The sequence below is a fragment of the Mycoplana sp. BE70 genome, from assembly GCF_031455855.1.
Classification (GTDB): Bacteria; Pseudomonadota; Alphaproteobacteria; order Rhizobiales; family Rhizobiaceae; genus Mycoplana.
On record NZ_JAVDTM010000010.1, the window covers coordinates 131048 to 149447 of the forward strand.

The 18400-nt window shown below is 63.4% G+C and carries 16 protein-coding genes; 6 read left to right on the forward strand and 10 right to left on the reverse strand.

Features of this window, described 5'->3' with window-relative positions:
* Positions 1-34: 34 nt before the first annotated feature.
* Both J2Y48_RS19050 and J2Y48_RS19055 read left to right on the forward strand, forming a co-directional pair.
* On the forward strand, positions 35-256 hold the full coding sequence (locus J2Y48_RS19050; RefSeq protein WP_310421120.1) for a DUF1289 domain-containing protein: 222 nt from the start codon (positions 35-37) through the stop codon (positions 254-256).
* Positions 253-951, forward strand: a complete 699-nt coding sequence (locus J2Y48_RS19055) for a TIGR02281 family clan AA aspartic protease (RefSeq protein ID WP_310421122.1) — start codon at positions 253-255, stop codon at positions 949-951. The genes J2Y48_RS19050 and J2Y48_RS19055 overlap by 4 nt, the downstream gene beginning before the upstream one ends.
* On the opposite strand, the gene J2Y48_RS19060 is transcribed toward J2Y48_RS19055, so the two are convergent.
* The 5 genes from J2Y48_RS19060 to J2Y48_RS19080 form a co-directional block, all read right to left on the reverse strand.
* Positions 948-1709 (reverse strand): ABC transporter permease, encoded by a 762-nt coding sequence (locus J2Y48_RS19060; protein WP_310421124.1) that lies wholly within the window; start codon positions 1707-1709, stop codon positions 948-950. The genes J2Y48_RS19055 and J2Y48_RS19060 overlap by 4 nt on opposite strands.
* On the reverse strand, positions 1706-2632 hold the full coding sequence (locus J2Y48_RS19065) for an ABC transporter ATP-binding protein (protein ID WP_310421126.1): 927 nt from the start codon (positions 2630-2632) through the stop codon (positions 1706-1708). The genes J2Y48_RS19060 and J2Y48_RS19065 overlap by 4 nt, the downstream gene beginning before the upstream one ends.
* A 95-nt stretch (positions 2633-2727) precedes the next feature.
* Positions 2728-3549 (reverse strand): sulfite exporter TauE/SafE family protein, encoded by an 822-nt coding sequence (locus tag J2Y48_RS19070; RefSeq protein ID WP_310421128.1) that lies wholly within the window; start codon positions 3547-3549, stop codon positions 2728-2730.
* 304 nt (positions 3550-3853) lie between these two features.
* On the reverse strand, positions 3854-5062 hold the full coding sequence (locus tag J2Y48_RS19075; protein WP_310421130.1) for an extensin family protein: 1209 nt from the start codon (positions 5060-5062) through the stop codon (positions 3854-3856).
* 241 nt (positions 5063-5303) lie between these two features.
* Positions 5304-7115 carry a methyl-accepting chemotaxis protein gene (locus J2Y48_RS19080; protein ID WP_310421132.1) on the reverse strand — a complete coding sequence of 604 codons (1812 nt, stop codon included), beginning with the start codon at positions 7113-7115 and terminating at the stop codon, positions 5304-5306.
* A 550-nt stretch (positions 7116-7665) separates the two neighbouring features.
* On the opposite strand from J2Y48_RS19080, the gene J2Y48_RS19085 reads away from it, so the two are divergent.
* The gene (locus J2Y48_RS19085) at positions 7666-8052 is read left to right on the forward strand and encodes an acyl-CoA thioesterase (protein WP_310421133.1); all 387 of its coding nucleotides are present in this window, start codon (positions 7666-7668) and stop codon (positions 8050-8052) included.
* Positions 8053-8140: 88 nt separating this feature from the next.
* Here the strand turns inward: J2Y48_RS19085 and J2Y48_RS19090 are convergent, their stop codons facing one another.
* Genes J2Y48_RS19090 through J2Y48_RS19105 form a run of 4 tightly spaced genes read right to left on the reverse strand, consistent with a single transcriptional unit; the run spans position 8141 to position 12409 of the window.
* A complete protein-coding gene (locus tag J2Y48_RS19090; RefSeq protein ID WP_310421135.1) occupies positions 8141-9310 on the reverse strand; it encodes a DUF1501 domain-containing protein in 1170 nt (389 codons plus the stop codon).
* A gap of 46 nt (positions 9311-9356) precedes the next feature.
* Positions 9357-10892, reverse strand: a complete 1536-nt coding sequence (locus J2Y48_RS19095) for a DUF1800 domain-containing protein (protein ID WP_310421137.1) — start codon at positions 10890-10892, stop codon at positions 9357-9359.
* 57 nt (positions 10893-10949) lie between these two features.
* Positions 10950-11303, reverse strand: a complete 354-nt coding sequence (locus J2Y48_RS19100) for a DMT family protein (RefSeq protein ID WP_310421139.1) — start codon at positions 11301-11303, stop codon at positions 10950-10952.
* 53 nt (positions 11304-11356) lie between these two features.
* Complete coding sequence (locus J2Y48_RS19105) at positions 11357-12409, reverse strand: acyltransferase family protein (protein WP_310421141.1); 1053 nt, start codon at positions 12407-12409, stop codon at positions 11357-11359.
* A 279-nt stretch (positions 12410-12688) separates the two neighbouring features.
* Between J2Y48_RS19105 and uvrB the strand changes: the two genes are divergently transcribed.
* The 3 genes from uvrB (at position 12689) to J2Y48_RS19120 (ending at position 16517) form a co-directional block, all read left to right on the forward strand.
* A complete protein-coding gene (gene uvrB / locus J2Y48_RS19110) occupies positions 12689-15550 on the forward strand; it encodes an excinuclease ABC subunit UvrB (RefSeq protein WP_310421143.1) in 2862 nt (953 codons plus the stop codon).
* A 228-nt stretch (positions 15551-15778) separates the two neighbouring features.
* The gene (locus J2Y48_RS19115; protein ID WP_310421145.1) at positions 15779-16069 is read left to right on the forward strand and encodes a GIY-YIG nuclease family protein; all 291 of its coding nucleotides are present in this window, start codon (positions 15779-15781) and stop codon (positions 16067-16069) included.
* 235 nt (positions 16070-16304) lie between these two features.
* Positions 16305-16517 carry a hypothetical protein gene (locus tag J2Y48_RS19120; protein ID WP_310421147.1) on the forward strand — a complete coding sequence of 71 codons (213 nt, stop codon included), beginning with the start codon at positions 16305-16307 and terminating at the stop codon, positions 16515-16517.
* Positions 16518-16642: 125 nt separating this feature from the next.
* On the opposite strand, the gene J2Y48_RS19125 is transcribed toward J2Y48_RS19120, so the two are convergent.
* Positions 16643-17524 carry a hypothetical protein gene (locus J2Y48_RS19125; protein WP_310421149.1) on the reverse strand — a complete coding sequence of 294 codons (882 nt, stop codon included), beginning with the start codon at positions 17522-17524 and terminating at the stop codon, positions 16643-16645.
* Between the last annotated feature and the right edge of the window lie 876 nt (positions 17525-18400).

The window sequence follows — 18400 nt, forward strand, 5'->3', positions numbered from 1 at the left end:
CCGATATAGACAGAAGCTGACACTTGGAGACCCGATGGAATCCCCCTGCATCCTCGTCTGTTCGATCGACGACGTCACCGGCTACTGCTTCGGCTGCGGCCGCACCCGCGACGAAATCGGCGGCTGGACCCAATACAGTTCCGATGAGCGGCGCTCGATCATCGCTGATCTTCCTGCCCGGCTCGCAACGGTAGAGCGCAAGCCGCGCCGGGAAACCCGCCGCTCACGGATGGCGCGGGAGCGCGGCGAAGCATGAGATTCTGGGTTCTCATCGCCATCCTCGGCTTCGGCCTGGCGATGCTTCTCCTGAACCATCAGACCGGCCGCACCTTCGGTCTCGGTAACGATGAGTTCGGCAGGCTTGTCCAGCTCGGCGCGATCGGCGCCCTCATCGCCACCGGCATCCTCGCAAGCCGGCGCCGTCTCGGCGAGAACCTGCGCAACGCCGCGCTCTGGCTCCTAATCGCACTTCTGTTCGTCGCCGGCTACGTCTATCGCGATGATCTGCAATCCGTCGCCGGCCGGATGACTGCCGGCCTCGTTCCCGGGCGCGCGGTGGTCACGACCGATGCCTCCGACGAACAGATCCTCGTCCTGCACAAGATGGGCAACGGTCATTTCCAGGTCCAGGCGGAGATCGACGGACGCCGCACCAGCATGCTCGTGGACACCGGCGCCAGTTCGGTCGTCCTCTCCTACGCCGACGCCGAACAGCTGGGGCTGGAGCCGGAAACGCTCGACTTCAACATGATGGTGTCGACCGCGAACGGCATGAGCGTCGCCGCCCCCATTCGCCTGGAAAGCCTGGCGATCGGCCCGATCGAGCGGCGCAACGTCCGCGCCATGGTCGCCGGCCCTGGCAAGCTCGACCAGAGCCTGCTCGGCATGACCTTCCTCGGCAGCCTCGGTTCCGTCGAGATCCGCGGCGACGAGTTGCGTCTGCGCGACTAGTTCTTCAGCTTGTACCCCGTCCGGAAGATCCAGGCCGTAACCCACAGGCAGGCCGCGAGGAAGCCGACCACGACGGCAAGGCTCAGCGCCGGATTGACGTCGGCGATCTCGAAGAAGCTCCAGCGGAAACCGGAAACAAGATAGAGTACCGGATTGAAATGGCTGACCGTCTGCCAGAAGGGCGGCAGCATGTCGATCGAGTAGAAGCTGCCGCCGAGGAAGACGAGCGGCGGGATCACCAGCATCGGGATCAGGTTCAACTGCTCGAAGTCTCTGGCCCAGATGCCGATCATGAAGCCGAACAGGCTGAAGCTCACCGCCGTCAGCACGAAGAACAGCAGCATGATGAAGGGATGGGCGATGGTGATGTCGACGAACAGCGATGCGGTGGCAAGGATGATCGTGCCGACGATCAGCCCCTTCGTCGCCGCAGCCCCGACATAGCCAATGACAATCTCGACCGTCGAGATCGGCGCCGACAGGATTTCGTAGATCGTGCCGGTGAATTTTGGAAAGTAGATACCGAATGCGCCGTTGCCGATGCACTGGTTGAGGAGCGTCAGCATGATCAGGCCCGGCGCGATGAAGGCGCCATAGGGCACGCCGCCGACCTCCTGCACGCGCGAGCCGATCGCCGCACCGAAGACGATGAAATAGAGCGAGGTGGACACGACCGGCGAGACGATGCTCTGCAGCAGCGTGCGGCGCGTGCGCGCCATCTCGAACCGGTAGATGGACTTGATCGCCTCGACGTTCATTTCGCCTCTCCCACCAGTTCCACGAAAATGTCCTCGAGCGAACTCTGCTCGGTCGCCACATCCTTCAGCCGCAGCCCCTGCTCGGCAAGCGCCGCCAGCAGGCCGGTGATGCCGGTCCGCTCTCCTGACGCGTCGTAGTCGTAGACGAGCGTCTGTCCGTCGGCGCCGAGCGATAGGTTGTAGTGCGCCAGCGCCTCCGGCACCGCCTCGATCGCTTCGGCCAGCTCCACCGTCAGCTTCTTGCGCCCGAGCTTCTGCATCAGCGCCGCCTTGTCCTCGACGAGCAGGATCTCGCCCTTGTCGATCACGCCGATCCGGTCGGCAATCTCCTCAGCCTCCTCGATGTAGTGGGTGGTGAGGATGATCGTCACGCCGGTGGCGCGCAGCCGCTCCACCAGTTGCCACATCTCCTTGCGCAGGCTCACGTCCACGCCCGCCGTCGGCTCGTCGAGGAAGAGGATTCTCGGCTCGTAGGACAGCGCCTTGGCAATCAGCACCCGCCGCCGCATGCCGCCGGACAGCTGGCGCAGCATGCTGTCCTTCTTGTCCCACAGCGACAGGTCGCGAAGGATACGCTCGATCAGCGCCGGATCCGGCTTCTTGCCGTGCAACCCGCGCGAAAAGGAAACGGTGTTGAACACCGTCTCGAAGGCATCGAGCGTCAGTTCCTGCGGCACGAGGCCGATGATCTCGCGCGTCTGGCGAAAATCCCGCACCACGTCGTGGCCGGCGACAGTCACGCGCCCACTGGTCGGCGTGACGATGCCGCAGACGATCGAGATCATCGTCGTCTTGCCGGCCCCGTTCGGGCCGAGCAACGCCAGGATCTCGCCCTCCTCGATGTCGAGGCTGACGCCTTTCAGAGCCTGAAAGCCCGAGGCGTAGCTTTTCGTCAGATTTTCGATGCGGACGATGGGCGCCATGGAGAATTCCATTCGGAAGGAAAAAGCGTAGGAGGAACGCGCAATGTGGTACTTCGGATGCGCACTTTCATCCCTTTCCTGTCGAAAAGGCAATCTCAGCCGTAGATGCTGTAGAGAAAGCGCGCGCCGACGAAGAGCAGGAAGATGCCGAATCCCATTTCCAGATGGCGCTTGCTCATCGCATGCGCCATCTTCACCCCATAGGGGGTTACGACGAGGGCGATCGGAATGATCAGCGCCACAGCGATCCAGTTGATGAAGCCGGTCGACAGCGGCGGTAGGCCCGGCGCGCCCCAGCCGGCCCAGATGTAGCCGAAGATACCGGGAATCGAGATCAGCACGCCGACCCCGGACGAGGTCGCCACCGCCTGGTGGATCGACCGGCCGTACATCGTCATGAAGGTGTTGTTCAGCACGCCGCCGCCGATCCCCATCAGCCCGGAGAGCGTGCCGATGACGACGCCGGCGATCCACTTCCACGGATTGGGCGGCAGGTCCTTGCCGAGCCGCCAATGCGGCTGGTCCAACAGCATGCGTGCGGCAACCCCAAGCGAGATGACGACGAAGATCAGCCGCAACCCGACGCTCGAGATCATGGCGGCGATCACCGAGGCGAGGATCGCGCCAAGCGGCAGCGCCACGATCCAGCCCTTGAGCAGGTCGATGTCGACCGCACCGCGCTTGCGGTGAGAGGTGAACGAACGAAGCGAGGTCGGCACGATGATCGCGATCGAGGTGCCGACCGACAGGTGCATGCGTACCGCCTCCGGCACGTCGAGATAGCCGAACACCTGGTAGAATACCGGCACCAGGATCGCCCCTCCGCCAATGCCGAAGATGCCGGCCAGCAGGCCCGAAACGACGCCCGCCGCGGCGAGTGCGAGGGCAAACACGACGATATCGGTGACGGGCGGCATGGCGGCTCCAGACAGACAGCGGGACTCAGGTGGGAGTCGGGCGGAGGCCGCAACTGTCATGAAACGGCAAGGAAGATCAACCACTGTCTCGATCGAGGCACGCAGGCGTTGCAACACAATCGCCCCATGCCGCCACTCGCAATCACTGCGAAACCGCCGCCCCTGCGCGGAGCCGATCGGATGGATGAACCGTTCCCCAGAATGCCAGGCAGGCGCGCCCTAGTGACCGGACAGTGCGTTGCTTTGCCGGTCGCTTCCTGCCCGACCCTCCTTCAGCCCTCCGCGCCGGCCTTGTTCTATGCGCCTACAGGCTGCAATGCCGATAGCCGGATTTGCGCATCCGCAGGTCGAAGTGGAAATGGTCCTTGTGGAAACGGTCGCTGCCGGGGCCGAGCACGGTGGTGAAGTACTTGCAACTGTCGGTGCGCACCGCCTTCAACAGACCCTTTTCGCGGAAGGCAAAGAAGCCCTTCTTGCGGATCAGGATCTCCTTGCCGTTGTTCAGCACGATCTTGCCGACGTCGATCGCGTTGCCCTTGGCGTGTTCCGACATCGCCGCACCGCTCTGCGAGTTCATCGTCCGGCAGGAATAGGACGACATCTGGTGGATCGACCGCACGCCGGAGAGATAGCGCAGGCGCGCCGACGGCGCGAGTTCGTTCTTCACCCACTTGGCGAAGGCTTCGGTGATCTGACAGTTCACCTGCGCCGCCGGCCGGATCTGGATCCCACCGGAGAGCCCCTGCAGTTCGATCGGATAAGGAATGCCGCAGGAGCGGTTTTTCGAGATCGTCGGAATGTCCCGGAACTGCACCCCCAGCCGCTGCAGCCGCTGCCGACAGGCTTTTTCGGAGGCCGGCATGCCGCCATGCACCTCCGGCACCGCCATCGGATCGTTGAACCGCGGGATAAAGGCGACCTTCTGTTCCTCTTCAACCGGCGCGGCACGTCTGCCCGGCGCCGAACGCCCGACCTCGGTGGCCCCCTCCGTCATCGGCATCGATACCGGTCGGCCAAGCTGTTGCGGCGCGTCCGTTCCGATACCGTCGACCACCACTTGGGTGGCGTTGCCTTCGGCGATCTCTGCGGCCTGCGCCTCGGCCAAGCCCTGTATCGGCTGCACCCCGAGGCCGGCGTCCATGTTCACGCCTTCGTCCGGCAGGCGCAGCGTTCCCCCCGCTGCGGACGCTTGCGACGCACCGAGCGCTTCGTCGCTGTCGATCATCTGCAGCCTGCCGTCCGACTGCGAGGCCACGGGACCGGCTTCCACCGGATAAGCGTTTCCGCCCGCCGTCGTGAGCGGCGCATCGCCGGCCGGATAGCCGGTAGAGTTCGAACTGGCGGCGCGCATGGCCCGCCCCTGGCCGACATCCTGGCTCGGCCTGATGGCATTGACCGTGTTCTCGCCGTCAATGCTGGCCGACGGCAACAGATCGCCGGAACAGCCGGCCACGACCATCGCCGTCAGCACGACCATCGGCATCCGGGAGCAAAAGACAGACGCAATACTCATGACCGTTCCCGCGTGCGTATCCCGGCATGGTGCGATGCCCATGTGTTCGCATTCGGGAGGAAATCTGCGAACGGATGCCGGCAGGGCCAGGCCGCTGCAAAACAAGAAAAGATTAGGTCGATAAGGTAAATGAACGGTTTCGCAGCGCCCCGCCGGGATCGGTGGGGCTTTCCGGGAAAGCAAGAAAAAAGCCCCGGCGTAGACGCCGGGGCAAGCCCTCTCCGATCGTCCTTTTATTGTCTCAGGCCGCCCGCGCCCGCCGCATCGCCGGCTGCGAGGAAAGCTGGAAGTTTTGCAGCAGCGCCCTCAACTGGTTGCTCTCCTGCGTCAGCGTCTGGCCGGCGGCGTTCGTTTCCTCCACCATTGCCGCGTTCTGCTGGGTCATCTGGTCCATCTGGTTGACGGCCGTGTTGACCTCGGCGAGGCCGACCGCCTGCTCGCGTGCGGCCGTGGCGATCGATTGCACTTGGTCGTTCACCTGATTGACCAGTTGCTCGATCTCGGTGAGGGCCTCGCCGGTCGACCGCACGAGCGCCACGCCATTGCCGACCTCCGTCGCCGAATTGCTGATCAACCCCTTGATCTCCTTGGCGGCATTGGCCGAACGCTGCGCCAGTTCGCGCACCTCCTGCGCCACGACCGCAAAGCCCCTGCCCGCCTCGCCGGCGCGGGCAGCTTCGACACCGGCGTTCAGCGCCAGCAGGTTGGTCTGGAAGGCGATCTCGTCGATCACGCCGATAATCTGTCCAATCCGGTTGGATGCCTCCTCGATCCGTCCCATGGCCGAGACGGCATCCCGAACGATCGCACCCGAACGCCCCGCACTTTCCTTTGTCTGCGCGACCATCCGGCTCGCCTCGCCGGCCCTGTCGGACGCGCTGCGGACGGCGGCGGTGATCTCGTCGAGTGCGGCCGCCGTTTCCTCCAGCGACGCCGCCTGCTGTTCGGTGCGGTGAGAAAGGTTGCCCGCCGCCTCCGCGATCCCGCCGGCGCTGCCATGCACGACATCGGTTGAATGGGCGATCGCGCCGATCACTTCGTCGAGCGCCCGCGCCGCCTGGTTGAAGTCGTCCCGGAGCTTGGCGTATTCCGGCGAAATGGCACCGATGGTGGCGGAAAGGTCGCCGCTCGCCAGCCGCTCCAGGGCCGCCCCGACCGTTTCCATCGCGTCGGCCTGCGTTTGACTGACATCTTTCTGGCGGCGCTCCACTTCGCTGCGCTCGGCATCGAGGTGCCGCTGCTGCTCGCCTTCGCGGATGCGCAACTCGGCGCGCTCGCGAACGGTATCGCGCAACACCGACACCACCTTGGCCATCTCTCCGATCTCGTCGCGCCGACCCGTTTCCGGCACGTCGCTGGACACGTCCTCCTCGGCGATCGCCTGCATCGCAGCCTTCAGCCGTGCGATTGGCCGCACGACGCTGCGCACGATTGCAAATGCGACCAGCACGATCGCCGCCGCTCCAAGCGCCAGCATGCCGGCCATCGAGACCGCATTGCTGCGGAACATCGCCGCCAGGTCATCCGCGTAGACGCCCGTTCCGACCACCCAGCCCCAGGGCGCGAATCCTGCGACATGCGAATATTTCAGCACCGGCTCGTCCGCGCCCGGCTTCGGCCAGTAGTAGTCGACGAAGCCGTCGCCCTGCGCCTTCGCGATCTTGGCGAACTCCTGGAAGATGAACTTTCCGGTCGGGTCCTTCATGCCGGACTGGTCGGTGTTGTCGAGCTCCGGCTTGATCGGATGCATGACGATGCCGGCATTGTAGTCGTTGATCCAGAAGTAGCCGTTGCCCTCGTAGCGCAATGCCCTTACCGCATCCTTCGCGCGCGCCTGCGCCTCCTCCGCCGTCAGTGCCCCGGTAGTCTCCAGGCCATGATAATACTCGAACAGTTTGACGAGGTTCTCGTCCATGGCGCGCAGTTTCGACTTGCGTTCAGCCACCATGGCATCCTGATAATGAAACAGGCTGTAGACGGAAACGGCCGAAAACACGGCCAGTGCCAACGCCACAAGCAGGTACAGTCTGAATGAAATTCTAAGTCTATTCACAAGCAGCCCCCTCGCCGATTTTGCTTACTGCCGGCTTTGCGGGGACGTTCGGCCGCGATCAGTTAAATTAGCATGAACTAACGATTATCAAGTCCGGCAGTCATCCGCGGCCCGACACCGCGCGCAAGCAGGTCGTCCAGTCAGCGCGCACTCGATTTCTCCCGGCACGGAAGCGCGCGTTGCGCCATTCTGGAGGTGCCGCTGATCGAAATGCCGATTTTCTCCCCGGGTTAGAAAGATTTGAAGATTCAAACCCTTCTGTCCAATTGGCACCGTCGTCACAGCGCTCGATTCGAACCGGCTGCGGCGAGAGAGCGCTGCCCGCACCCAAAATGCCGCCGGTGTCATTGAGCGAAGGGCATCTGTCCGGGAGCAACGTCACAAACGGGACTGGCCGCCCCTCTTACGACTAAAGTCCCAGACGAATTCGCTCCGCCCGGCAATATTCTCACCGCAACGGACGATAAAGGGCGTCGCCGTCGCGCAAACAGATATCGACCGGCGGGCGAGTAGGCTAAGAGGTTGAGTCTCAGAAGGAGAGATACCAGCGATGACCGAAACCGCACATCCCCACGGCCAATTGACCCTTCGTACCCTCGCCATGCCGGCCGATGCAAACGCCGCCGGCGACATCTTCGGCGGCTGGGTGATGTCGCAGATGGACCTCGCGGCAGGCATCCGCGCCGCCGAGCGGGCGCACGGACGCGTCGTCACCCGGGCCGTGAAGGAAATGGCCTTCCAGCTGCCGGTCAAGATCGGTGACACGATCAACGTCTTTACGGAGATAAGCGCGGTCGGGCGAACCTCGATCACGCTGCAGGTGGAAGCCTGGGCGCGACGCTATCTGACCGGCGAACTGGACAAGGTAACGGCCGCAACCTTCATCATGGTTGCCCTCGACCACGAAGGCCATCCAACGCCGGTGCCGGCCGAGTAATTCCGCCGCTGCACTTGTGCACCGATCCCCGCTCGCCCCGGCGGTCTCGAAGCCGAACGGGTTTCTGGCCTTCGGCGGCGTGCCGGCGTCAGCCGTGCAGAAAGCTCGCGCCCGTATCGAGCGACAGGCCCGGAAAGATCTGTTTCCCCAGGTCACGCGCCGGAATTCCGAACTGCTGGTAAAGCATCGCCGCCGCCAGTTGGCGCAGGTCCATCGTCGGCGCAAGGTCGCGATCATCCAGCAGGCTGCCTTCCTTCAGCGTCGGCCAGACGCCGTGCACCTTGCCGCCGGCGACGGCGCCACCGGCCAGGATCGCCAGTCCGCCCGTGCCATGGTCGGTGCCGTTGGAACCGTTCTCCCGAGCCGTGCGGCCGAATTCCGTAATCGCCAGGACAGCCGTCTTTTGCCATATGGCCGGAGCCAGCTGCGCCTTCAGAGTCAGAATGGCAGTGCACAAGTCCGTCACCGGCCGCTTGAATGTCTTGTCCTGCCCGACGTGCGTGTCCCATCCGTTGATGGAAAAGCTGGCGATTCGATGCTCGCCCGACAGCATTCCGGCCGCCAGCTTCGCCACGTCGGCGACACCCGTCCCCCGCTTCTCGCCGGCATAGATAACATCGGAAAACATGTCGGCCTCCACCGCCTCGCTCATCGCAGTCGAAAAGGCCGGATCGTTGCGGTAGAGCCGCTGGAAGAAGGCCTGCTCATCGAGACCGAATTCCAGATCGGCGCGTGGCGACCAGACATCGACCGGATTGGGGCCGGTCAGGATGAGTTCCGACGTGGTGTTGACGTCGATCGCCTTGCGCTCGGAACTGCGCGGAATGGTGGCGATGGCCCGGTTCAGCCAGCCGGTCCGTTCCTCCTGCACCGCGGCGCCGCCGCTTTCCAGCATGTCCTGACCGTCGAAATGGCTGCGGCCGGAGCGGTAGGGCGTGGAAATCGCATGGACGAAGCCGACTTCGTTCGTGCGCCAGAGCGGCATCAGCTCTGCGGCAAAGGGATGCAGCCCGAAGAAGCCGTCGAGATCGATAAGACCCTGATCAGACGTCAGCGAGAGTTTTGGCCGCAGGCGGAGAAGCGCCGGATCGCCGTGCGGCTGCACCAGCGCCAATCCGTCCATCGCGCCGCGCAGCACGATCGTCACCAGTCTATTGTCTCCCGGAACCGCGGCAAAACTCACCGGTGTCGCAAGCGGCGACGCGGCGAGGCAGCAAGCGCCCGCGAGGAAGGAGCGGCGGCTCAGTTCGATCGTCATTGTCGTCTCCTTCGGGGCCGCCGCAGCGTTCTACAGCTGGATGTTCTTAGCGCCGGTTGAATTCGGGTGATGCCAGTACAAACGAAAGACCGGCGTCCCTGCTCGGCGCGCCCGCCACCACCTGGATCGTGTCGTCGCGGGCCGCATCGGCCAGCACGGCCTGCAGCAGCGCTCGCGGGTCGCTCGACCCGCCAAAGCGTTTCACCAGACGCCGGATCCAGGCAATGCGCTGGGCCAACTGACTTGCCGTTACCCAAGTGGAAATACTTTCGTCCCAGCCAGCCGGACTAGGCGGTCGCCAGAGCGGCTGACCAAGGATCTGCAATACGCCGACGGTGAGCGGGTTTGCGCGGATCGGAATCTTGCCGTCGGCGGTAGGTGCGGCGATCAAGTCTGTTTCGGCCATCGCTGCCCCGTCCGCTGGAGCGACCAAAGGCTGGCCCATCTCCAACTCCATCGGCGCAATCATCGATCCATCCACGGTCGCCGTTTTATCGACCGCCGCCGGCAGTGGTTCCAGCGCGTCCACCGGGACATCGAGCGCTCGCAATCCGGCGACGACGAAATCAAAGGGTTGCCGCGCCTTTTGTCCGTCCTGCTCCCAACTGCGCGGATGCTCCAGCATCGCCCGATAGACCTCGACGAGACTGCCGCCGTTTCGTTCCCAGGCCGTCTCCATGGCCTGTACGACCTCAACGGGCGGATCCTCGGTGACGAAATGGGCGACCAGCTTGCGGCAGATGTGTCTGCGTGTTTCCGGCTTTGCTGCCAGATCGGCCAGCAACGCGTTCACGTCATCGAGGCTCCTGACCTCGCCGCCGTAGTCGCGTCCCAGCACATGATGGACACCAGGCTCTGCCCGGCTCGGTCGATAGAGCGTCTCGAACACCCAGGGTTCGAAGTCGAGCCCGGTCAGGACATACGCGGCGGCGCGCACGTCGTCCTGCGTATAACCGCTGCCCGCGCCCATGGTGTGCAGCTCGATCAGTTCGCGGGCGAGATTCTCGTTCAGACCCCGGCCCTTTTTCGTACCAAAGGGCGAATTCGGTCCGATCGACTTTGACTGGTCGAGATAGATAAGCATCGCCGGGTGCATCACCGCGGCGCGAAGCAACTGCTCGAATGACCCCGCCAGGTTGGGTCGCAGCGCCTCGGCTTCATAGAGCGCCACGAGGAATCGCATGTTCGGTGCCTTGACGGCGCTGATGGCGAAATGGTCGCTCCAGAAGGACGCGAGCCGTTCGTAGAAGCCGTTCGGCGAGGAGACGACATGCTGGACCTTGAGATGCTGGTCGCGCAGAAACGCCGCAGTCCGGCCGATCTGGTAGAGATTGACCGGCCGACCGCCGACCTTGCGGACGGTACCGTTCTTGCGCGCCTCCCTGTCAGTCTCGGCCAGAAGGCGAAACTGCTGGAAACTGGCGCGCCGGCCTGCGATGCCGTCGTAGGGGAACGGACTGACCTCTCCCACACCCCGTTTGACCTGCTGGATCAGTTCGTCCACGGTTTGCGGTGGCACCTCGCCGGACCTCAGTCCGTAACCAAAGCGGCGCGCCGCCATTGTGCCGAAAGAAATGCTCATTGCTCTCACCCAGTCAGCGACCCGCTATAGCAGAATGTGCCGCGCTCGTCGCCGGTCCTATGCTTTGAACACGAAGGCGGCACCGGCCGCGATCAGCGTGAAGCCGATCAAATGGTTCCAGCTCAGGCTTTCTTTCAGCCAGAACACCGAAAACCCGGCGAATATGAGGAGCGTGATGACCTCCTGGATCGTCTTCAACTGCGCCGCCGAATAGACCTGGTGGCCGATCCGGTTCGCCGGCACCGCCAGGCAATACTCGAAGAAGGCGATCGTCCAGCTGGCGAGAACGACGATATATAGCGGCGACGACTTGACCTTGAGATGGCCGTACCAGGCGAAGGTCATGAAGACGTTGGACAGGCAGAGAAGGACGATCGGCCAGACGGCCGCAGGGTTCAGTCCAAATGGCATCGGCGATTCCTTGTTCGGCGCGCAGCCCTTCCTTAGCTCGCCGGACCATCCCGTCAAGCCGCTCGCGGCTCACCGGATGGCGGCGAAGGTCGTTCCGCAGCCTTTGTTCTGTCCCGACCCAGGCCGAACCAGCGGAGAAGAGCCCACCTCTTCAGCAGCAGGTAAATCAAGGCACCCGGAACAACGCCTGCAACCGTACCGAGCAGGATGTGAACAGGAAGTGAACCGATGCCAAGCTTCACCAGAATGATGCGAACGGCGGCGAGCGGGATCACGTGCGTGACGTAGATGGCGATCGACGCGCGCCCAAGGAAGGACATGGGCGTCACGATCGAGACGGGTGCCAACGCGGCGACCCAGGCGATGAAGGAACAGAACGAGAGCGTCGCAATCAGCCCGAACAGGTAGGCCGGCGCCGTGCCGAGCAGCGACCAGTTGTGGGTCGCCCACACCTCGCAGGCGATGAATGCCAGGAGCGCCACCGGACCGGAAGCCGCCCCGAGGCCGAAGCGGATGTTGCCGCTGCGCGTGAGCAAGACGCCTGCGAGAAAGAAGGAAAGGTTGTCGGTCACGAATTCCAGTCGGGGGAACGGCCAGATATCCAGTGCCAGAAGCAACGCAAAGCTGGCCGCGAAAACCGCCAGCACGTGGAACGTCCTTCCGGTGGCGAACAACGATGCCAGGGTCTGTATGAAGAACAGCGACCAGAGGAACCAGAAAATATCCTTCGGTGGGAACGGGTAGAGAAACGCTTCCGTCAACGAGATCGGCGGACGGTTCGTCAACGATCCGGCAAGTATCAGGAATCCAGCCGTAACCCAGGACCAGATCAGGAGTGGGTAGAGCAGCGTCTCGACACGCTGCCAAAGCGACGGGACGATCCCGGCCCGGCGCACCGATTGCTCGAAAAACAGTCCCGACACGAAAAAGAACAGCGGCATGTGAAACAGGTAGATCGCCGCATCGACGGATCGAAATAGCGGAGCGTCCGAAATAAGCCCCGCCCCGTCCAGACCACGCCAGACATGCCCGAAGGTAACGAGAACGATGCCGGCGCCCCGCGCGGCATCAACCCACAGGACGCGGCTGTCTGTTCGAATGCTCATTCCATGCCTCAGTCGTACGGCGGCAGCTTGTGCGCTTCTGCCCATGGCTGCTCGACATCGCAAACCTGATAGCCCTCACGACTTCGAGATGACAAGCCGGGCCTGGCGAAGATTACAAAGATGGTTGACGGCCATGGGGGCAGCGAGCCGTGCTGCGGCCCAGCGCGAACCGATCCGCATCCCAACGACCGCCGATGAACGATCTGCACGGCCCAATTCGTTGCCCGTTTGTACTCATTCCCCCTTCCCTTTCCGGCTGACTCTCTCCATATTCCGGTCATGGCCAGATCGACGAAGAAATCCCCCGCCCCTGATGGTTTCGAGGAAGCCCCGCAGTCCGACTTCGAGGGCGCGCCGCTTTCCGGCAGCGTCTCAGACTGGGTGCGGCAGCTCGAGGCCGACGCCGAGGCCTCGGCGGTGGAAAGCCAGCGCGAGGTCGCCTCGAAGGCCGGCAAGCACCGCAAGAAGGTCGAGAACGCCGCCCGCCAGCACGCCGAGAAGGTGGCGCTTGAGAAATCGACCGGCGGCCGCAAGCAGGCAGCCGACAAGGTCAGCGCCCAAAAGACCGCCCGCGGCGTCTCGATCGGCGCCTCGTCCGACCCAAAGACCCGCGCCGCCGCCGGCCTCAACCCAGTCGCCGGCCTCGACGTCGCCCTGGAGGATGCCTCCTCGCTGAACGCCTCCTCCGCGGTGACCGCCACCGTCGAGGCGCTCTCCAAGCTGATCGAATCCGGCAACCCGCTGCACAAGAACGGCGAGATCTGGACGCCGCACCGCCCGGCCCGGCCGGAAAAGTCCGAGGGCGGCATCGAAATCCGCATGGTCTCCGACTACCAGCCCGCCGGCGACCAGCCGACCGCCATCAACGACCTCGTCGAGGGCCTGAGCAGCGGCGAACGCTCGCAGGTGCTGCTCGGCGTCACCGGCTCGGGCAAAACCTTCACCATGGCCAAGGTGATCGAGGCGACGCAGCGCCCGGCGCTGATCCTGGCGCCGAACAAGACGCTGGCCGCGCAGCTCTATTCCGAGTTCAAGAATTTCTTCCCCGACAACGCCGTCGAGTACTTCGTCTCCTATTACGACTACTACCAGCCCGAGGCCTACGTGCCGCGCTCGGACACCTATATCGAGAAGGATTCGTCGATCAACGAGCAGATCGACCGCATGCGCCACGCCGCCACGCGCGCCATCCTCGAGCGCGACGACTGCATCATCGTCGCCTCGGTCTCCTGCATCTACGGTATCGGCTCGGTCGAGACCTATACCGCCATGACCTTCCAGATGACCGTCGGCGACCGCCTCGACCAGCGCCAGCTGCTCGCCGACCTCGTCGCCCAGCAGTACAAGCGCCAGGACATCAACTTCGTTCGCGGCTCGTTCCGGGTCCGCGGCGACACCATCGAGATCTTCCCGGCCCACCTTGAAGACGCCGCCTGGCGCATCTCGATGTTCGGCGACGAGATCGACGCGATCACCGAGTTCGACCCGCTGACCGGCCAGAAGACCGGCGACCTGAAGTCCGTCAAGATCTACGCCAACTCGCACTACGTCACCCCGCGCCCGACGCTGAACGCCGCGATCAAGTCGATCAAGGAGGAGCTAAAATTCCGCCTCGAGGAGCTGGAGAAGGCCGGCCGCCTCTTGGAAGCCCAGCGCCTTGAGCAGCGCACCCGCTACGACCTGGAGATGCTGGAGGCGACCGGCTCCTGCGCCGGCATCGAGAACTATTCGCGCTACCTCACCGGCCGCAAGCCGGGCGAGCCGCCGCCGACGATGTTCGAATACATCCCCGACAACGCACTGGTGTTCATCGACGAGAGCCACGTCACCATCCCGCAGATCGGCGGCATGTACCGCGGCGACTTCCGCCGCAAGGCGACGCTGGCCGAATACGGCTTCCGCCTGCCCTCCTGCATGGACAACCGCCCCTTGCGCTTCGAGGAATGGGACGCGATGCGCCCGGACACGATCGCCGTCTCCGCCACCCCCGGCGGCTGGGAGATGGAGCAGGCCGGCGGCGTTTTTGCCGAGCAGGTTATTCGCCCGACGGGGCTTATCGACCCTCCAGTGGAGGTTAGGTCGGCCAAAACCCAGGTCGACGACGTCCTCGGCGAAATCCGCGAGACCGCCCAGGCCGGCTACCGCACCCTCGTCACCGTGCTGACCAAGCGCATGGCCGAGGACCTCACCGAATACCTGCACGAGCAGGGTGTTCGCGTCCGCTACATGCACTCTGACATCGACACGCTGGAGCGCATCGAGATTATTCGCGATCTGCGCCTCGGCGCCTTCGACGTGCTGGTCGGCATCAACCTGCTGCGCGAGGGCCTCGACATTCCCGAATGCGGCTTCGTCGCCATCCTCGACGCCGACAAGGAAGGTTTCCTGCGCTCCGAGACCTCGCTGATCCAGACGATCGGCCGCGCCGCCCGCAACGTCGACGGCAAGGTGATCCTCTATGCCGACAACATCACCGGCTCGATGCAGCGCGCCATGGAGGAGACCACCCGCCGCCGCGAGAAGCAGATGGTCTACAATGCCGAGCACGGCATCACGCCGGAATCGGTGAAGGCAAAAATCTCCGACATCCTCGACAGCGTCTACGAGCGCGACCACGTCCGCGCCGACATTTCCGGCGTCGGCGGCAAGGGCTTTGCCGAGGAAGGCCACCTCGTCGGCAACAACCTGCAGGCCCATCTCGACGCCCTGGAAAAAGCCATGCGCGACGCCGCCGCCGACCTCGATTTCGAAAAGGCCGCCCGCATCCGCGACGAGATCAAGCGCCTCAAGGCCGCCGAGCTCGCGGTCATGGACGACCCGATGGCCCGCGAGGAGGCACTGTCGCAGGAGCGCGGCGGGGGCAAGGCCTCGGCAAAGTCATCCTCAGGTTCACTATTCAAGAAACCATCGCTCGACGACATGGGCCCGGGCACCGACACGGAAATCCCGACCGGCACTTCACTTTTCCGCAAGAACACCCTCGACGAGATGACCGTCGGCCGCACCGAAAAGCCGGTGGCGGGAGCAATCCCGGAAAAACCCATCGTCCGCGGCAAGGTCGGCGTCGGCTCCTACGAGGACCCGGCCGAGCAGGCGCGCAAGGCAAAGACGACGGGCAAGACGGGCCGGCCGGGGCGGTAGCCCTTGGGGCGCACTCACCGGTCCGCACCTCCTGCCGGACTTGATCCGGCATCCAGCGCGCGATGTCCATCGCGCAGGAGACTCCTTTTTCGTGATTGCCCAGGGCTTCATTCACGGCGCGGACGCGCCGTGGCTGGATGCCGGATCAAGTCCGGCATGACGGAGCGATATTGACCGTCGCAACAACTCGCACTTGTATCGACGCAAATTCACCCGCATCCTCCCGCAATGAAGGGCTACGTCTACATCCTCGCCTCGAAGCGCAACGGCACGCTCTACACCGGCGTGACCACCGACCTGCCACGCCGCCTCTACGAGCACCAGCATGACCTGACGCCCGGCTTCACCAGCCGTTACGGCGTCAAGACGCTGGTCTGGTTCGAGGAACACGACCTCGTCACCGACGCCATCGCCCGCGAAAAGGCCATCAAGAGCTGGCCGCGCAAATGGAAGCTCGACCTGATCGAAGCCGCCAACCCCGACTGGGCCGACATCACCCACCACCTGCACGGCCTCTGATCCGGCCAATACCGCCTCCCCGGCCCGACAGGCCGCGCCGCCTCCCGTCATGCCGGACCTGATCCGGGAGCCAACTACCGCGTGCCCCCTCCACCACCGTCATGCCGGACCTGATCCGGCATCCAGCGCGCGATGTCCATCGCGCAGAAGACTCATCCCAGTCCGCCAATGCAAATTGACATGAAGTTATCCACGGCGCAGACGCGCCGTGGCTGGATGCCGGATCAGGTCCGGCATGACGAAGAATCTGTTGACCGTCGTCCGCGGCAAGGTCGGCGTCGGCTCCTACGAGGACCCGGCCCAGCAGGCACGCAAGGCAACGAGGAACGGCAAGACGGGGCGGCTAAGGCGATGGCCGGTCCCACGCCGTCCGTTTTCTTCCGTCATGCCGGACCTGATCCGGCATCCAGCGTGTGATGTCCATTGCGCGAACGACTCTCTACTGTGACTGTCCAGGGTTTCATTCACGGCGCGGACGCGCCGTGGCTAGATGCCGGATCACGTCCGGCATGACGGAGGTACATACTGTAGCCTTACACGGCTGCGATATCGCGCATGTCTATCGGTGAAGCTCTACAGAACAACTTGAATTAACTGATCGATTAACAGCTGCGCCTTATCTTTGGTATGGCGGGCACATGACACTGCCTCGCGAAGCGACTGAGCGTCCCAAATAGTCGCTTCTGAATTTACACCGCCACCCATAGCCAGCACCTCCGACCTCGTCGGAACCGGCATTTCACCCGCCCGGATAACCTTCGACCAATTAATGTTCTGATGCGGATTCTGCTCGAACCACCTCTCTCGCTCGGCGGCCTCCTCCACACCCGCTGCCTGAGCTTGGGCTGAGAATGCAACATCCCATGGTGATTTCAGATTTGACATAAGTTCATCTAGAGCCGAACCAAATTGAGGTGGGAGCTGAACACCGCCAAAAGCCAAACGGGTTGCGAACTCATAAGCCGCTCGTCGCACGGATTCGCTTCTCATCGTATCCAGCCCCACACCAAAACGCAGCAATTCGCGGTGCGTTGAGGTGAGTATGAGGGCGTCAGACACTTCAGAATGCGTCCACCAAAGGCCGTGAGCGAATTCGTTGCGTAGATCGCGAACTAAATTTATCCCAGAGAACAACTTCTCAATTTCGCTGTTTGAAAGACCTGCCTTGCTGCGGAGGACGGCCCAAATACCGCTCCGCCGATGTTGGTGTTCGAGGTTTGTCATTCCAGCGCCGCGTGCCTCAGCAAAGGCGCCGCCGCCCCCAATTGCAACGAGAGCCGCGCATTCCAGCTTCATGTCCAACTCGCTGACATGCCCAATGTATGTCATCACAAAAGATGCAAGTTCCGGCTCCAATTGCAAAGCGTCGGCGCCACAGGCTCGATCCAGTACAAGACCTGCTTCCGCCAAGGTCTTTCTTTGAGGCAGCTTTGGCCCCCCTTCACCGCTCTTCATCTTTCTCTACTCGGCACTGTAGGGTGGCAATTCGATCGTTCCATCTGGTGGGTCGACTATGGGAGTAGGAAAGCGCGAGCTTTCGGGAGCATCATACCCAAGCGGTAAGATGATCGTCAGATGAATCTGCCCGTCAATACGTCTAACGTCCGACGCTAACCAAATGCTGTTTATCGCCGCACGTGGCAGGATTTCACCGTCCCCAAGCGGAGCAAAGTCAAAATGCTCATCATTAATTGTAAGCGTATCCCCTTTTCGCCTCAGGGAAAGTCGATCAGCGCGTACTTGCGGTGAAAGGTCAATGCGCATGAATATTGAACAACCAAAGACTATTTTATCCCGAAACTATCTCTATTCGCTTTGAGAAATCAAGTAATTGTCGCTTACAAATTGCTCACTTCACGGTAGGTCATTCCTTAGTTTCCCCTCTAAATTTTCCCCGCCCCCTTCACCCGTGCCATAATCCCCTCATCCCGCCGCGGATACACCGCAAGGCGTTGCGGCGAGGCGGGGACGGCGCGGGGCGTGGGGGACAGACGCGAAACCTCATGATCCGGGCCTGCAAGACTGGTCCCCTCTGGTGACGGCGGGCAGAAAAACCCGAGTTGCGCACCGGACGTGCCCGAGCGGTGGCACACACGGCGTCCGCTTCAAGGGCGGGCGAGGCAGAGGACCGCGTTTGCGGGCAGAAACCGCCGAACGGGGCGCCGGAAGGTGCCACCCACACATTTCAGATGCGGCAGCTTCCAGCGCCCCGTCCGAAGCAGATTCTTTTTGGAACCACGACGGCAGGCCGGGCGTGGCCGCAGGCGCATGCGCGGTGCGCGCACCGGCGCGAGCCGGGAAAAAGCCGGCGGTGCGGCGGTCGAGCGGCGC

Bases quoted from the DNA above. Each gene is read 5' to 3' on its own strand.
- J2Y48_RS19065 (WP_310421126.1), bottom strand. From the start codon at position 2,632: ATGGCGCCCATCGTCCGCATCGAAAATCTGACGAAAAGCTACGCCTCG.
- J2Y48_RS19095 (WP_310421137.1), bottom strand. From the start codon at position 10,892: ATGAGCATTTCTTTCGGCACAATGGCGGCGCGCCGCTTTGGTTACGGA.
- J2Y48_RS19115 (WP_310421145.1), top strand. From the start codon at position 15,779: ATGAAGGGCTACGTCTACATCCTCGCCTCGAAGCGCAACGGCACGCTC.
- J2Y48_RS19050 (WP_310421120.1), top strand. From the start codon at position 35: ATGGAATCCCCCTGCATCCTCGTCTGTTCGATCGACGACGTCACCGGC.
- J2Y48_RS19085 (WP_310421133.1), top strand. From the start codon at position 7,666: ATGACCGAAACCGCACATCCCCACGGCCAATTGACCCTTCGTACCCTC.
- J2Y48_RS19125 (WP_310421149.1), bottom strand. From the start codon at position 17,524: ATGAAGAGCGGTGAAGGGGGGCCAAAGCTGCCTCAAAGAAAGACCTTG.
- J2Y48_RS19090 (WP_310421135.1), bottom strand. From the start codon at position 9,310: ATGACGATCGAACTGAGCCGCCGCTCCTTCCTCGCGGGCGCTTGCTGC.
- J2Y48_RS19105 (WP_310421141.1), bottom strand. From the start codon at position 12,409: ATGAGCATTCGAACAGACAGCCGCGTCCTGTGGGTTGATGCCGCGCGG.
- J2Y48_RS19060 (WP_310421124.1), bottom strand. From the start codon at position 1,709: ATGAACGTCGAGGCGATCAAGTCCATCTACCGGTTCGAGATGGCGCGC.
- uvrB (WP_310421143.1), top strand. From the start codon at position 12,689: ATGGCCAGATCGACGAAGAAATCCCCCGCCCCTGATGGTTTCGAGGAA.
- J2Y48_RS19055 (WP_310421122.1), top strand. From the start codon at position 253: ATGAGATTCTGGGTTCTCATCGCCATCCTCGGCTTCGGCCTGGCGATG.
- J2Y48_RS19070 (WP_310421128.1), bottom strand. From the start codon at position 3,549: ATGCCGCCCGTCACCGATATCGTCGTGTTTGCCCTCGCACTCGCCGCG.
- J2Y48_RS19120 (WP_310421147.1), top strand. From the start codon at position 16,305: ATGACGAAGAATCTGTTGACCGTCGTCCGCGGCAAGGTCGGCGTCGGC.
- J2Y48_RS19075 (WP_310421130.1), bottom strand. From the start codon at position 5,062: ATGAGTATTGCGTCTGTCTTTTGCTCCCGGATGCCGATGGTCGTGCTG.
- J2Y48_RS19100 (WP_310421139.1), bottom strand. From the start codon at position 11,303: ATGCCATTTGGACTGAACCCTGCGGCCGTCTGGCCGATCGTCCTTCTC.